Source organism: Streptomyces sp. Y20 (assembly GCF_043195475.1).
In the GTDB taxonomy this organism is placed as follows: domain Bacteria; phylum Actinomycetota; class Actinomycetes; order Streptomycetales; family Streptomycetaceae; genus Streptomyces.
The window spans coordinates 174,013-189,201 of sequence record NZ_JBIDDP010000009.1; the positions used below are offsets into that span (position 1 = coordinate 174,013).

The 15,189-nt window shown below is 71.4% G+C and carries 13 protein-coding genes; 6 read left to right on the top strand and 7 right to left on the bottom strand.

The genetic code is table 11. The features are described 5' to 3' along the window. Nucleotides 1-16: 16 nt before the first annotated feature. The 4 genes from ACGFT1_RS23435 to ACGFT1_RS23450 are packed head-to-tail and all read left to right on the top strand — an operon-like array spanning nt 17 to nt 5,244. Nucleotides 17-1,681, top strand: coding sequence for a glycoside hydrolase family 13 protein (locus tag ACGFT1_RS23435; protein WP_373910899.1), 1,665 nt, complete (start codon nt 17-19; stop codon nt 1,679-1,681). A 37-nt stretch (nt 1,682-1,718) separates the two neighbouring features. Continuing rightward, nucleotides 1,719-3,044, top strand: coding sequence for an ABC transporter substrate-binding protein (locus tag ACGFT1_RS23440; RefSeq protein ID WP_373910900.1), 1,326 nt, complete (start codon nt 1,719-1,721; stop codon nt 3,042-3,044). An 8-nt stretch (nt 3,045-3,052) separates the two neighbouring features. Further along, nucleotides 3,053-4,408: an ABC transporter permease subunit gene (locus tag ACGFT1_RS23445; RefSeq protein ID WP_373910901.1), complete on the top strand. Its 1,356-nt coding sequence runs from the start codon at nt 3,053-3,055 to the stop codon at nt 4,406-4,408. Then, a complete protein-coding gene (locus ACGFT1_RS23450) occupies nt 4,405-5,244 on the top strand; it encodes a carbohydrate ABC transporter permease (RefSeq protein WP_373910902.1) in 840 nt (279 codons plus the stop codon). The genes ACGFT1_RS23445 and ACGFT1_RS23450 overlap by 4 nt, the downstream gene beginning before the upstream one ends. A gap of 152 nt (nt 5,245-5,396) precedes the next feature. Here the strand turns inward: ACGFT1_RS23450 and ACGFT1_RS23455 are convergent, their stop codons facing one another. The 7 genes from ACGFT1_RS23455 to tkt form a co-directional block, all read right to left on the bottom strand. Then, complete coding sequence (locus tag ACGFT1_RS23455; RefSeq protein ID WP_373910903.1) at nt 5,397-5,663, bottom strand: LLM class flavin-dependent oxidoreductase; 267 nt, start codon at nt 5,661-5,663, stop codon at nt 5,397-5,399. A 57-nt stretch (nt 5,664-5,720) separates the two neighbouring features. Next, the gene (locus ACGFT1_RS23460) at nt 5,721-6,386 is read right to left on the bottom strand and encodes an SDR family NAD(P)-dependent oxidoreductase (RefSeq protein WP_373910904.1); all 666 of its coding nucleotides are present in this window, start codon (nt 6,384-6,386) and stop codon (nt 5,721-5,723) included. A 275-nt stretch (nt 6,387-6,661) separates the two neighbouring features. Beyond that, a complete protein-coding gene (gene pgl, locus ACGFT1_RS23465) occupies nt 6,662-7,444 on the bottom strand; it encodes a 6-phosphogluconolactonase (protein ID WP_373910905.1) in 783 nt (260 codons plus the stop codon). Then, nucleotides 7,441-8,502, bottom strand: coding sequence for a glucose-6-phosphate dehydrogenase assembly protein OpcA (opcA, locus tag ACGFT1_RS23470; RefSeq protein ID WP_373910906.1), 1,062 nt, complete (start codon nt 8,500-8,502; stop codon nt 7,441-7,443). Before opcA ends, pgl begins: the two co-directional genes overlap by 4 nt. Next, entirely contained in the window at nt 8,499-10,037 is a 1,539-nt protein-coding gene (gene zwf, locus ACGFT1_RS23475; protein WP_373910907.1) for a glucose-6-phosphate dehydrogenase, read from the bottom strand. Before zwf ends, opcA begins: the two co-directional genes overlap by 4 nt. 1 nt (nt 10,038) lies before the next feature. Next, nucleotides 10,039-11,157 (bottom strand): transaldolase, encoded by a 1,119-nt coding sequence (tal, locus tag ACGFT1_RS23480; protein WP_373910908.1) that lies wholly within the window; start codon nt 11,155-11,157, stop codon nt 10,039-10,041. A gap of 33 nt (nt 11,158-11,190) precedes the next feature. Continuing rightward, complete coding sequence (gene tkt / locus ACGFT1_RS23485; protein ID WP_373910909.1) at nt 11,191-13,278, bottom strand: transketolase; 2,088 nt, start codon at nt 13,276-13,278, stop codon at nt 11,191-11,193. A 390-nt stretch (nt 13,279-13,668) separates the two neighbouring features. On the opposite strand from tkt, the gene ACGFT1_RS23490 reads away from it, so the two are divergent. Further along, nucleotides 13,669-14,622 (top strand): heme o synthase, encoded by a 954-nt coding sequence (locus ACGFT1_RS23490; protein WP_373911054.1) that lies wholly within the window; start codon nt 13,669-13,671, stop codon nt 14,620-14,622. 100 nt (nt 14,623-14,722) lie between these two features. Next, nucleotides 14,723-15,067: a hypothetical protein gene (locus ACGFT1_RS23495; protein ID WP_373910910.1), complete on the top strand. Its 345-nt coding sequence runs from the start codon at nt 14,723-14,725 to the stop codon at nt 15,065-15,067. The last annotated feature ends 122 nt before the right edge of the window (nt 15,068-15,189 follow it).

Consider the following 15,189-nt stretch of genomic DNA (forward strand, 5'->3'; position numbering starts at 1 on the left):
CGCCTACCTAACATGCATGCATAACAGCCCCCTTTCAGAGACAGGTTCCACAGGGTTGAACAGGCATCATTGGTGGCGGGACGCCGTGATCTACCAGGTCTACGTCCGCAGCTTCCTGGACAGCACCGGCGACGGCATCGGCGATCTCGCCGGCGTCCGGGCCGGGCTCCCGTACCTCAAGAAGCTCGGCGTCGACGGCATCTGGCTGAGCCCGTTCTACCCCTCGCCGCAGCACGACCACGGCTACGACGTGGCCGACTACTGCGACGTCGACCCGGTCTTCGGCGACCTCGCCGAGTTCGACCTGCTGATGGCCGCGGCCCGGCGGCTCGGCATCAGGGTGCTCCTCGACATCGTCCCCAACCACTGCTCCAGCGAGCACCCCTGGTTCCGCGCCGCCCTGGCCGGCGGACCCGGCAGCCCGGCCCGCGCCCGCTTCCACTTCGCCGACGGCCGGGGCCCCGACGGCAGCGAGCCGCCCAACAACTGGCACGCCATGTTCGGCGGACCGGCCTGGTCCCGGGTCACGGAGCCCGACGGCCGCCCCGGCCAGTGGTACCTGCACATGTTCACGCCCGAACAGCCCGACTGGAACTGGCGCGACCCCGAGGTGCCCGCCGAGTTCGAACGCGTCCTGCGCTTCTGGCTCGACCGGGGAGTGGACGGCTTCCGCATCGACGTCGCCGCCGGGCTGTACAAGCACCCCGCGCTGCCCGACTCCGACGACCCGCGGGCCGACGCCCGCACCCGCGACTCGGTCAACCCCCTCGCCTGGAACCAGCCCGAGGTGCACGAGGTGTGGCGCCACTGGCGCGCCGTCTGCGAGGAGTACACCGGCCGCGACGGCCGCGAACGCCTCCTGGTCGGCGAGGTCTCCGTCCCCACCGCCCGCGAACACGCCCTCTACGTCCGCCCCGACGAACTCCATCAGGCCTTCTTCTTCGACCTGCTCGGCGCCGCCTGGGACGCCGACGCCTTCCGCAAGGTCATCTCGGAGGCCATGCAGGACATCGCCGGCACCGGCTCCACCGTCACCTGGGTCCTCAACAACCACGACCAGGTCCGCACCGTCACCCGCTACGGCGAACCCGCCACCGAGGGCAGCGGCCTGGGCGCCGCCCGCGCCCGCGCCGCCGCGCTGCTGATGCTGGCGCTGCCCGGCGCCGCGTACATCTACCAGGGCGAGGAACTGGGCCTGCCCGAGGTCGTCGACCTGCCCGACGACGTGCTCACCGATCCGATCTTCCGGCGCACCGGCAGCCGCGCCCGCATCCGCGACGGCTGCCGGGTGCCGCTGCCCTGGTCCGGGCAGGCCTCACCGTTCGGCTTCACCTCCGGCGCGGAGGGCGCCAGACCCTGGCTGCCCCAGCCGTCGTACTTCGCCGAGTACGCCACCGACCGGGCCCTCGCCGACACCCGCTCCTTCTGGCACCTGTACCGCGACGGACTCCAGCTGCGGCACTCGCTGCCCCAGCTCGGCGAGGGCGCCCTGCGCTGGCTCGACACCCCGCCCGGCGTCCTCGGCTTCGTCCGCGGCGACGGCCTGGTCTGCGCCGTCAACTTCGGTACGGCCCCCACCCCCGCGCCCGTCCCCGGCACCCCCCTGCTCTCCAGCGACGGCTCCTGCCCGCCCGGCGTCCTGCCCGGCTCCACGGCCGCCTGGTGGCTGAGCGACCTCTGATCCTCCGCCGTTTCCCCTACGGAAAGGTCCGTCAACGATGATGCGACGACGCACGACCCTGCTCACCGGCTGCACCGCCCTCGTACTCGCCCTCGGCGCCACCGCCTGCGGCGGCGGACCGGTCTCCGCGGGCGGCGGTGACAAGGCCCTCGACGGCCAGACGGTCACCGTGGCCGGTGTCTGGTCCGGCAGTGAACAGAAGAACTTCCAGAAGGTGCTGGACGCCTTCACCGAGAAGACCGGCGCCAGAACACAGTTCGTGTCCACCGGCGACAACGTCTCCACCGTCGTCGGCAGCAAGATCGAGGGCGGCAACGCACCCGACGTCGTGATGGTCCCGCAGGTCGGCGTCCTGAAGCAGTTCGCGAAGAAGGGCTGGCTCACGCCGCTCTCGCCGGACGCCCGGCGCACCGTCGACGCCGACTACGCCCCCGTGTGGAAGAAGTACGGCAGCGTCGACGGCACCCTGTACGGCCTCTACTTCAAGGCCGCCCACAAGTCGACCGTCTGGTACAGCCCCGAAGCGCTCACGGCGGCCGGGGTCCGGCCGCCGAAGACGTACGACGAGATGCTGAAGGCCGGGCACACCGTCTCCGACTCCGGGCTCGCCGCCTTCGCGGTCGCCGGACAGGACGGCTGGACCCTCACCGACTGGTTCGAGAACGTCTATCTCTCCCAGGCCGGCCCCGACAAGTACGACGCCCTCGCCGCCCACACGCTCAAGTGGACCGACCCCAGCGTCGTGCAGGCCCTCACCACCCTCGGCAAGCTGTTCAAGGACAAGCAGCTCGTCGCGGGCGGCCGGAACGAGGCCCTGAACACCGACTTCCCCGGCTCCGTGGAGAAGGTCTTCGGCCCCAAGCCCCAGGCCGGCATGGTCTACGAGGGCGACTTCGTCGCCGGCGTCGCCCACGACCAGTACGGGAAGGCCATCGGCAAGGACGCGGACTTCTTCCCCTTCCCCGCCGTCGGCGGCGGCAGCGCACCGGTCGTCAGCGGTGGTGACGCGGCGGTCGTCCTCAAGGACGCCAAGAACGCCAAGGCCGGCATGAAGCTGCTGGAGTACCTGGCGACCCCCGAGGCCGCGGCCGTGTGGGCGAAGGCGGGCGGTTTCCTGTCACCGAACAGGAAGCTCGGCCTGGACCGGTACGGCGACGACGTCACCCGCGCCACCGCCAAGTCCCTCGTCGGCGCGGGGAACTCGGTCCGCTTCGACATGTCCGACCAGGCACCGGCCGCCTTCGGCGGCACCAAGGGCACCGGCGAGTGGAAGCTCCTCCAGGACTTCTTGCGCGACCCGTCCGACCCCAAGGGGACGGCCGCGAAGCTGGAGTCCGCCGCCGCCAAGGCCTACCGGAACTGAGCCACGCCATGACCGCCACCACTGTCGAGAAACAGCAGGCGGGCCCGCAGGCCGCCGCCGGCCCGGCGCGCGTGCGCCGCGGCCGGCGGCGCGCCGGGCTGATCGCCCTGCTCTTCGTCCTCCCCGCGCTGCTCCTGCTCGGCGCGCTCGTCGTCTACCCGGTGCTGTTCTCCGTCGGCCGGAGCTTCTTCGACGCCTCCGGCACCCGGTTCGTCGGCGGCGGCAACTACGCCGAGATGTTCCGCGACCCGGCCACCCTCAAGGCCATCCGCAACACCGTCGTCTGGGTGGTCGTCGCCCCCGCCCTGCTCACCGGGCTCGGCCTGATCCTGGCCGTCCTGGTGGAGAAGGTCCGCTGGGCCACCGCCTTCAAGCTGCTGCTCTTCATGCCGATGGCCGTGTCCTTCCTCGCCGCCGGCATCATCTTCCGCCTCGCCTACGACGCGGACCCGGACAAGGGCGTGCTGAACGCCGCGGTCGTCTCCGTCCACGACGCCTTCGAGGGGACCTCCACGTACCCGACGGCCCGCGGGCGCACCGGGGTGCTCACCCAGGACCGGGACGGCTCCTACCGCACGAGCGCCACTCCGGGCGAGACGGTGACCCTCCCGATGGTCGGCGTCCTGCCCGGTGACCTGCCACGCGGTGCCGCACCCGCGGCCGCCGCGGCCGGCACCAAGGCCGCCCCCGGCGACCTGCGCGGCGTCGTCTACCTGGACTTCACCCCCGGCGGAGGCGGCGAACAGGGCAAGGTCGACCCGCGGGAGAGCGGGCTGCCCGGGATGAGGGTGGAGGCGGTACGCGACGGCAGGACGGTCGCGAGCACGGCCACCGCGGCCGACGGCTCGTTCCGCTTCACCGGCCTGCGCGACGGCTCGTACACGGTCCGGCTGCCCGCCACCAACTTCGCCCCGCCCTACCAGGGTGTCTCCTGGCTCGGCCCCACCCTCGTCACCCCGGCCATCATCGGCGCCTACCTGTGGATCTGGACCGGCTTCGCCATGGTGCTCATCGGCGCCGGCCTCTCCACCCTCCCGCGTGACGCCCTGGAGGCCGCCCGCATGGACGGCGCGAACGAGTGGCAGATCTTCCGCCGGATCACCGTCCCGCTGCTCGCGCCCGTGCTCACCGTGGTCTTCGTGACCCTCGTCATCAACGTGATGAAGGTCTTCGACCTCGTCTACGTCATCGCGCCCGGCCCGGTCCAGGAGGACGCCACCGTCCTCGCCACCCAGATGTGGCTGGTGTCGTTCGGCGGCGGCAACAACCAGGGTCTGGGCAGTGCCCTGGGCGTCCTGCTGCTGCTCCTCGTCGTCCCCGCGATGGTGTTCAACGTCCGCCGCTTCCGAAGGAGTCAGCGATGAACGCGATCAGGCGCGGCCTGGGCAGCGGCCTGGTGCAGGCCTTCCTGGTGGTCATCGGGCTGGTCTGGCTGACCCCGCTCGCCGGACTGTTCCTCTCCTCCCTGCGCTCGGCCCAGGACACGGCCCGGGGCGGCTGGTGGACCGCCCTGGCCGACCCCGGCCGGCTCTCCCTCGACAACTACACGGCCCTGCTGAAGAACGCGGGCATCACCCAGGCGTTCTGGAACACCGTGCTGATCTCCGTGCCGGCCACCACCCTGGTCGTCGTCATCGCGGCCCTCGCCGGGTACGCCTTCGCCTGGCTGGACTTCCCGCTGCGCGAGCCCCTCTTCCTGCTCGTGGTGGCCCTGCTGGTGGTGCCGGTGCAGATCGGCCTGCTGCCGGTGGCCAAACTCTTCGGCGCGCTCGGCCTGTTCGGCACCATCCCCGGAGTCGTCCTCTTCCACGTGGCCTACGGCCTGCCCTTCGCCGTGTTCCTGCTGCGCAACTACTTCGCGGAGATGCCGAAGGAGATGCTGGAGGCGGCCCGGATGGACGGCGGCACCGAGTGGCGCATCTTCACCCGGCTGGTGCTGCCGGTGGGCCGTCCGGCGATCGCCTCGCTCGCCATCTTCCAGTTCCTGTGGGTCTGGAACGACATGCTGGTCGCCCTGCTCTTCGCCGACAGCTCCGCCCAGCCGCTGACTGTCCAACTCCAGTCACAGATCAGGCAGTTCGGCAGCAACATCGACGTGCTGGCGCCGGGCGCGTTCCTGTCGCTGATCGTGCCGGTGGTCGTGTTCTTCGCGTTCCAGCGGCACTTCGTGCAGGGGGTGATGGCCGGGTCGGTCAAATGACGAGGGGTGATCCCTGGCCAACTTCGATCCCGGGCGGACCCTTTCCGGCCCCCTCCCCGCCCGGCGGAGAGGGGGCCGGCGACCCCTCCGGCCAGGGGGGCGGCCGCCGGCGAACCCGGCCGTCTCTCCCTCCAACAGCCGTGCGAAATGCGTCAGTTGGTGAACCTCCGCAGCCTGCGATGTTCCGGCACATGAATTCCGCCGCCCGAACCCAGCCGCAGCCGCCGGGTGTGGGCCGCGAGGTGGGCGAGGATCACGGCGGGGCTGCTGCTGGAGATGCCGGGCATGGAGTGGTGCTCCGCGACCCAGTACCGCAGGAATCCGCGGGACTCGACCAGGCGGGCGAGCCGCTGGGAGGCTGCCAGCGCCTGGTGCGCGGTGTTCCCCTCACCGAGGGCCACCAGGTCCAGAACGGACAACGGGACGGGAGCGGTTCCGTGCGCACTGCCCCGGACGGGGCCGCTGATCGGCCGCCGCTATGCCGCGGGGGCGCCGCCGTGCACGACCTCGTGCTCCCAGGCGTCCCGGGGCTGGTTGTGCAGTCGCCAGTAGTGCTCGGCGATGTCGTCGGGGTCGAAGGCGGTGCCGGCAGCGACCGCGCCGGGCACGGTCACCGAGGCCACGTGGACACCTGCCGGACCGTACTCCGCATCGAGCAGACCGACCAGGGTGCGGAGCCCGAATTTGCCGAGGCCGAGACTGATGTACCCCGGATCGGGACGGGGCATACCGCCGGTGAACAGGATCGATCCCTGCCCCCGGGCGGCCATGCCCGGAGTCACGCGGACGGCGGTGCTCAGCGCGCCGACCACGTTGACGGCCCAGGCGTCCAGCTGCCCCCGCGCGCCGAGTTCACCCGGGGCGTCCCGGCGGATCAGGGCCGCGTTGTAGACGGCCGCGTCGATCGGCCCGAGTTCCTCCGCGGCCCGGTCCAGCGCGGAGTGCAGCGCCGTCTCGTCCGTGCTGTCGGCGGTGAGCGCCAGGATCTTCCGGCCACCGGTTCCGATCTCCGCGGCCACGCGGGTCACGGTCTCCTTGCGGCGCGCGATCACCGCGACCGAGAAGCCCGCCCGCGCGAACCGGTCGGCGACGGACTTCCCGATCCCTGGCCCCGCACCGACCACCACTGCTGTCGGCACCATCAACTCCCTTGCGTCTGAGGACCGTTACCAACCGAGCGTACGTCCCGGAAGCCGTGGGCCAGCTGCGCCCCGGGGCCGGACCACCCGGACGGGGGTGGGGCGGTCACGGAGCGTGGCGACGGGCCCCGGCCCGCCCGGCGCGTTCCGTGACCGCCCGGCGCCGACGGGTCGCGACGGCTTCCGGGCACCGGGACGGCAGCGGCAGGACGGCGGAACAGCACCGGGGCGGCGGGAGAGTCCCCGCCGCCCCGGTGGAGCGTCACATCGTCACATCGTCACGGCGAAGCCGGTGGATACAGCGACCGCGGCAACTGCGAGGCCGCGGCGGTGTCCAGCAGCCACAGCGTGCGGGACCGGCCGTGCGCGCCGGCCGCCGGCGCCTGCACCTCGCCCGCGCCCGACAGTGCGATCGCCACGGCCTCCGCCTTGTCCTCGCCGGCCGCGAGGAGCCACACCTCGCGGGCCGAGCGGATCGCCGGGAGCGTCAGGGAGATCCGGGTCGGCGGGGGCTTGGGCGCGCCGTGCACGCCGACCACCGTGCGCTCGGTCTCCCGTACGGCCGGCAGCTCCGGGAAGAGCGAGGCCACATGGGTGTCCGGGCCGACGCCCAGCACGAGGACGTCGAAGGACGGCACCGAGCCGTGGTCCTCGGGGCCGGCCGCCTTCGCCAGCTCCGCCGCGTACGCCTCGGCCGCCGCCTCGGCGTCCGAACCGTACGGGCCGTCGGAGGCGGGCATGGCGTGCACGCGCTCCGGGGCCAGCGGCACCGAGTCCAGCAGGGCCTCGCGGGCCTGCGTGACGTTGCGCTCGGGATCGCCCTCGGGCAGGAACCGCTCGTCGCCCCACCACAGGTCGAGGCGGCCCCAGTCGACGGCGTCCCGGGCGGGCGCCGCCGCCAGCGCGGCCAGCAGGCCGTTGCCGTTGCGGCCGCCCGTGAGGACCACGGACGCGGTGCCCCGGGAGGCCTGCGCGTCCACGATCTTCGTGATCAGACGGGCCGCGGCGGCCTGCGCCATCAGCTCCTTGTCGCGGTGGACGACCAGCTGCGGTGTGTTCACTTCGCCGCCGCCTTCCTCGCCGGTGCCTTCTTCGCGGTCTTGGCCGCCGCCTTCTTGGCGGGCGCCTTCGCCGCCTCCTCGACCGGCTCCGGCTCGGCCACGGGCGCGTCGGCCGCCGGCTGCCGCTCCGCAACCGTCGCCAGCCGTTCCACGCCGTAGCGCAGGGCCGACGCGTAGGTGTCGTCCGGGTCCAGCCGGCGCAGCTCCTCCGCGATCAGCTCGGCGGTGTCCCGCCGCTTCAGCGCCACCGCGCGGGCCGGCTGGCCCTCGATGGTCAGCGTGGCCAGCGAGCCGTCGGCCCGGTCCAGCACGATCGGCCCCTGACTGGTGTCCATGCGGACCGCCGTCAGGCCGGGACCGGACGACAACGACCGCCGCACGGGCACGTCCAGCCGGTCCGCGAGCCACATGGCCAGCAGCTCGCAGCTCGGGTTGAACTCCTCGCCCTCCACCTCGACGGCCGTCACCCGGCAGGTGACCTGGTCAAGGGCGGCCGCCAGCATGGAGCGCCACGGCGTGATCCGGGTCCAGGACAGGTCGGTGTCGCCGGGCTCGTAGGCGTCGGCGCGGGCCGACAGCTCCCGTACCGGGTGCTCGGCGGCATAGGTGTCGGTGACCCGGCGCTGGGCCAGCGCGCCCAGCGGGTCCTTCGCCGGGTCCAGCGGGGCGGTCACCGGCCACCACACGACCACCGGGGCGTCCGGCAGCAGCAGTGGCAGGACGACGGAGTCGGCGTGGTCGGCGACCTCGCCGTACAGCCGCAGGACGACCGTCTCGCCGGTGCCCGCCTCCACGCCCACCCGTACCTCGGCGTCCAGACGTGAGGACGTGCGGTCGCGGGGGCCGCGGGACACCCGCTTGATGACCACCAGCGTGCGCGAGGGGTGCTCGCGCGAGGCGTCGTTGGCGGCCTTCAGCGCGTCGTAGGCGTTCTCCTCGTCGGTGACGATGACGAGGGTGAGGACCATGCCGACGGCGGGGGTGCCGATGGCGCGGCGGCCCTTGACGAGCGCCTTGTTGATCTCTCCGGCGGTGGTGTCGGTCAGGTCTATCTTCATGGCCGGCGCCAGCTCCGTCCGTCTCGTGCGAGCATCTCGTCCGCCTCGGTGGGGCCCCAGGTCCCCGACCTGTACTGCGCGGGCCTGCCGTGCTGATCCCAGTACTCCTCGATCGGGTCGAGGATCTTCCAGGACAGCTCGACCTCCTCCGTGCGCGGGAAGAGGTTGGCGTCGCCGAGCAGCACGTCCAGGATCAGCCGCTCGTACGCCTCCGGGCTGGACTCCGTGAACGACTCGCCGTAGGCGAAGTCCATGGACACGTCCCGGATCTCCATCGAGGTGCCCGGCACCTTCGAGCCGAACCGGACCGTGATGCCCTCGTCGGGCTGGACGCGGATGACGATCGCGTTCGAGCCCAGCTCCTCCGTCGCCGTGTGGTCGAAGGGGGAGTGCGGGGCCCGCTGGAAGACGACCGCGATCTCCGTGACGCGACGGCCGAGACGCTTGCCGGTGCGCAGGTAGAAGGGGACGCCCGCCCAGCGGCGGTTGTCGATGCCCAGCTTGACCGCCGCGTAGGTGTCGGTCTTCGACTTGGCGTCGATGCCGTCCTCTTCGAGGTAGCCGATGACCTTCTGGCCGCCCTGCCAGCCGGCCGCGTACTGCCCGCGCACGGTGCTGCGGCCCAGGTCCTTCGGCAGCCGTACGGCACCGAGCACCTTGGTCTTCTCCGCGGCCAGCGCGTCCGCGCCGAAGGAGGAGGGCTCCTCCATGGCGGTCAGCGCGAGCAGCTGGAGGAGGTGGTTCTGGATGACGTCGCGGGCGGCGCCGATGCCGTCGTAGTAGCCGGCCCGGCCGCCGATGCCGATGTCCTCGGCCATGGTGATCTGCACGTGGTCCACGAAGGACCGGTTCCAGATCGGCTCGAACATCGTGTTGGCGAACCGCAGCGCCAGGATGTTCTGGACGGTCTCCTTGCCGAGGTAGTGGTCGATCCGGAACACCTGGTCCGGCTCGAACACCTCGTGGACGACCTTGTTCAGCTCCTCGGCCGACTTCAGGTCGTGCCCGAAGGGCTTCTCGATGACCGCGCGCCGCCAGGAACCGCCCGACTGGTCGGCCAGGCCGTGCTTCTTCAGCTGCTGGATGACCACCGGGAAGGAACGGGGCGGCACCGACAGGTAGAAGGCGAAGTTGCCGCCTGTGCCCTGTGCCTTGTCCAGCTCCTCGATGGTGGCGCGCAGCCGCTCGAAGGCCTCGTCGTCGTCGAAGGTGCCCTGGACGAAGCGCATCCCCTGGATGAGCTGCTGCCAGACCTCCTCGCGGAACGGGGTGCGCGAGTGCTCCTTGACCGCGTCGTGCACGACCTGGGCGAAGTCCTCGTGCTCCCAGTCGCGGCGGGCGAAGCCCACCAGCGAGAAGCCCGGCGGCAGCAGACCCCGGTTGGCGAGGTCGTACACCGCGGGCATCAGCTTCTTGCGGGACAGGTCGCCGGTGACGCCGAAGATGACCAGGCCCGACGGCCCCGCGATACGCGGGAGCCGCCGGTCGGCCGGGTCACGAAGCGGGTTCGCTCCGGAGCCGGAAACGGGTGACAACTCAGCCCTCCGAAGGGGCAAGGCGCTCGAGCTCCGCCTGGGTCGACTTCAAGAGGTCGGTCCAGGACCCCTCGAACTTCTCGACGCCCTCCTCCTCCAGGACGCGCACGACGTCGTCGTAGGCGATGCCGAGCTTCTCCAGCGCGTCGAGGTCCGCGCGCGCCTGCTCGTAGGTGCCGGCGACGGTGTTGCCGTTGATCTCGCCGTGGTCCTCGGTGGCCTCCAGCGTGGCCTCCGGCATGGTGTTGACCGTGTTCGGCGCGACCAGCTCGGTGACGTACAGGGTGTCCGGGTACGCCGGGTCCTTCACGCCGGTCGACGCCCACAGCGGACGCTGCTTGTTGGCGCCCGCCTTCTCCAGCGCGCTCCAGCGGTCGGAGGAGAAGACCTCCTCGTACGCCTGGTAGGCGAGGCGCGCGTTGGCGAGGGCCGCCTTGCCGCGCAGACCCTTGGCCTCGTCGGTGCCGATCTCGTCCAGGCGCTTGTCGATCTCGGTGTCCACGCGGGACACGAAGAAGGACGCCACGGAGTGGATCTCCGACAGGTCCAGGCCGCGCTCCTTGGCCTTCTCCAGGCCGGAGAGGTAGGCGTCCATGACCGCGCGGTAGCGCTCCAGCGAGAAGATCAGCGTGACGTTGACGCTGATGCCGCGGCCGATGACCTCGCTGATCGCCGGGACGCCCGCCAGGGTGGCCGGAATCTTGATGAGGGTGTTCGGGCGGTCGACCAGCCAGGCCAGCTGCTTGGCCTCGGCGACGGTCGCGTGCTCGTCGTGGGCCAGCCGGGGGTCGACCTCGATGGAGACCCGGCCGTCCTGGCCGCCGGTGGCGTCGAAGACCGGACGCAGGATGTCGGCGGCGTCACGGACGTCCGCCGTGGTGATCATGCGGATGGCCTCTTCGACCGTGACCTTGCGGGCGGCGAGGTCCGACAGCTGCTGGTCGTAGCCGTCGCCCTGCGAGATCGCCTTCTGGAAGATCGTCGGATTGGTGGTGACGCCGACGACGTGCTGCTGGTCGATCAGCTCGGCGAGGTTGCCGGACGTGATCCGCTTGCGCGACAGGTCGTCCAGCCAGATCGCGACGCCTTCTTCGGAGAGGCGCTTGAGTGCGTCTGTCATGGAATTACATCTCCTACGTGTCGTGTGTGAGCGTCAGCGCTGGGCGGCGGCGAGGGATTCCCGCGCCTTGGCGGCCACGTTCTCGGCCGTGAAACCGAACTCGCGGAAGAGCACCTTGGCGTCGGCGGAAGCACCGAAGTGCTCCAGGGAGACGATGCGGCCGGCGTCCCCGACGTACTTGTGCCAGGTCAGTCCGACGCCCGCCTCCACGGCGACTCGGGCCTTCACGGACGGCGGCAGCACGGACTCCCGGTACCCCTCGTCCTGCTGCTCGAACCACTCCACCGACGGCATCGACACGACCCGGGTGGGAACGCCGTCGGCCTGGAGCTGCTCGCGCGCCTCCACCGCCACGTGCACCTCGGAACCGGTGGCGATCAGGATGACCTGCGCCTCGCCGCCGTCGGCCTCGAACAGGACGTAGCCGCCGCGGGCGGCCTCCTCGTTCGGCTCGTAGGTCGGCACACCCTGCCGGGTCAGCGCGAGGGCGTGCGGCTGGCCCTTGCCGAACTCCTTGGTCCAGCGCCGGAGGATCTCGCGCCAGGCGATCGCGGTCTCGTTGGCGTCCGCCGGGCGGACGACGTTCAGGCCCGGGATCGCGCGCAGCGAGGCCAGGTGCTCGACCGGCTGGTGGGTCGGACCGTCCTCACCGAGACCGATGGAGTCGTGCGTCCACACGAACGTCACCGGCAGGTGCATGAGCGCCGACAGCCGGACCGCGTTGCGCATGTAGTCGGAGAACACCAGGAAGGTGCCGCCGTAGACGCGGGTGTTGCCGTGCAGCGTGATGCCGTTCAGCTCCGCGCCCATGGAGTGCTCGCGGATGCCGAAGTGGATCGTGCGGCCGTACGGATCGGCCTCGGGCAGCGGGTTGCCCTCGGGCAGGAACGAGCTGTCCTTGTCGATCGTGGTGTTGTTCGAGCCGGCGAGGTCGGCCGAGCCGCCCCACAGCTCGGGGATCACCGCGCCGAGCGACTGGAGCACCTTGCCGGACGCGGCACGCGTCGCGACGGCCTTGCCGGGCTCGAAGACCGGGAGCTTCTCCTCCCAGCCGGTGGGCAGCTCGCCCTTGGCGATCCGGTCGAACTCGGCGGCGCGCTCGGCGTTGGCGTTGCGCCACTCCTGGAACGACTTCTCCCACTCGGCCTTGGCCTGCCGGCCCCGGTCGAGCGCCTCGCGGGTGTGGGTGAGGACCTCGTCGGCGACCTCGAACGTCCGCTCCGGGTCGAAACCGAGGACGCGCTTGGTGGCCGCGACCTCCGCCTCACCGAGGGCCGAGCCGTGCGCGGCCTCGGTGTTCTGGGCGTTCGGAGCCGGCCAGGCGATGATCGAGCGCATCGCGATGAAGGACGGCCGGTCGGTGACCCGCTTGGCCTCCTGGATCGCGGCGAAGATCGCCTTCGGGTCCAGGTCGCCGTTCTCCTGCGCCTCGACCCGCTGGACGTGCCAGCCGTAGGCCTCGTACCGCTTCACCGTGTCCTCGGACACGGCCGTCTCGGTGTCGCCCTCGATCGAGATGTGGTTGTCGTCCCACAGCAGGACCAGGTTGCCGAGCTTCTGGTGCCCGGCCATCGAGGACGCCTCGGCGGAGATGCCCTCCTGGAGGCAGCCGTCACCGGCGATGCAGTAGACGAAGTGGTCGAAGGGGGACTCGCCGGCGGGCGCCTGCGGGTCGAACAGGCCGCGCTCGTACCGGGCGGCCATCGCCATGCCGACCGCGTTGGCGACACCCTGGCCCAGCGGGCCCGTGGTGGTCTCCACGCCCCTGGTGTGCCCGTACTCCGGGTGACCGGGGGTCTTGGAGCCCCAGGTCCGGAAGGACTTCAGGTCGTCCAGCTCCAGGCCGAAGCCGGCCAGGTAGAGCTGGGTGTAGAGGGTCAGGGACGAGTGGCCGGCGGACAGCACGAAGCGGTCGCGGCCGACCCACTCCGGGTCGGCCGGGTCGTGCCGCATCACCTTCTGGAAGAGCGTGTACGCGGCCGGGGCCAGGCTCATCGCCGTACCGGGATGGCCGTTGCCGACCTTCTGTACGGCGTCTGCGGCCAGGACGCGGGCGGTGTCGACGGCCCGCTGGTCCAGCTCGGTCCACTCGAGGTCTGTGGTGGTCGGCTTGGTGCTCACCCTGGGTCAGGGCTCCTCTCCACATGTCGGTCGCCGGTCGTCGGGGCATGCGCCCACCCGGCCGCCGGCGTGCTTGTCGCGCACCGGCCGTTGTCGAGCCTACCCCCGTGGGGACGTGCGATTTTTCGAGTGTTTACAGACTGCCGGGAGTCGATGCGATCCGCCTCCCGACCGGCCGGGAAGGCAGGTGGCACATGAATACGGAGCCGCTCATCTGACTGCTCAATCGAGCCTCTGTACGCACGTCCGGCGTGTCCCGCCGACGGCCCCGTCAACACGACCCCACCCCCGCGAAGGCCGGGGTATGGGCAACGTCTAAAGTGGCGTGGTACGCGCGAGCCCTCACCCCCACTTCCCATGGGGAGGCTCGCTGGGATGTCTCTGTCAGGGGTGTGCGTGACGGCCGTCGAATCCCGTCCAGCGGGTGTGCTCGGTGCGAGCCAGGGCCCGGTTCACCGGCCGTTCGGGGCCCGTGTCAAGGCGTTCGTGGCGCTGACGAAGCCACGGATCATCGAGCTGCTGCTCATCACCACCGTGCCGGTGATGTTCCTGGCCCAGCAGGGCGTGCCCGACCTGAAGCTGGTGCTGCTGACCTGCGTCGGCGGCTACCTCTCCGCGGGCGGGGCCAACGCGCTGAACATGTACATCGACCGGGACATCGACGCCCTGATGGACCGCACCTCCCAGCGCCCGCTGGTGACCGGCATGGTGAGCCCGCGCGAGTGCCTGGCCTTCGGTATCACCCTCGCGGTCGTCTCCACCCTGCTGTTCGGCCTGACCGTCAACTGGCTGTCGGCCTGGCTGTCCCTCGGCGCGCTCCTCTTCTACGTCGTCGTCTACACGATGCTCCTCAAGCGGCGTACGTCCCAGAACATCGTCTGGGGCGGCATCGCGGGCTGCATGCCGGTGCTGATCGGCTGGTCGGCCGTGACCGACTCGCTCTCCTGGGCCCCGCTGATCCTCTTCCTGGTGATCTTCTTCTGGACTCCGCCGCACTACTGGCCGCTGTCCATGAAGGTCAAGGACGACTACGCGCGCGTGGGGGTGCCCATGCTGCCGGTCATCGCCTCCAACAAGGTCGTCGCCCGGCAGATCGTCCTCTACAGCTGGGTCATGGTCGCCGTCTCCCTGCTGCTCACCCCGCTCGGCTACACCGGCTGGTTCTACACGGCGGTCGCGCTGGCCTCGGGCGGCTGGTGGCTGTGGGAGGCGCACGCGCTCCAGAACCGGGCGAAGGCCGAGGTCTCGGGCGCCAAGCTGAAGGAGATGCGGCTCTTCCACTGGTCGATCACCTACGTGTCCCTGCTGTTCGTGGCGGTCGCGGTGGACCCGTTCCTGCGCTGAGCCCCTGTACGGACGACGGGAGGGGTGGGGGGGGGGGGGGCCCCCCCCCCCCCCACCCCTCCCGTCGCCGTTCGGCCTACCCGTCGGTAGCATCCTGGCCATGGCAGACACGCAGCAGGTTGACCCGAAGGCCGACGCCAGGACCGAGCGCACGGTGGCGAAGCTCGCCCGGCGGATCAGCGCCTTCTCCAAGGCCCACGGCGGCGCCGAGGGCCAGGTGGCCTACCTCGGCCAGCGCGGTGCCCGCATCGTCCTCGTCGGCGAGGACGGCGGCTGGGGGGATCTGGTGGCCCCCACGTTCGCCGTCGCCGAGCAGGCGGTGCGCGCGTCCGGGATCACGGTCCACGAGTCCTTCGACGGCGAGTTCGCGGCGAAGGTACGCACGGGCCCCTACGAGTGGAAGCGGATGGCCGGCATCCAGGTGGGCGGCCCCAGCAACGCCTGAACCGCGCGGCCCGGGGGCCGCGAGCCGTGCCGCCGACGACCGACACGCGCGAGGCGAGCCGGTCGCGGCGCGTACGCGCCGCGAGCGAGCCGCCTGCGGCCGGCATGCGCGGAGCACCTCGC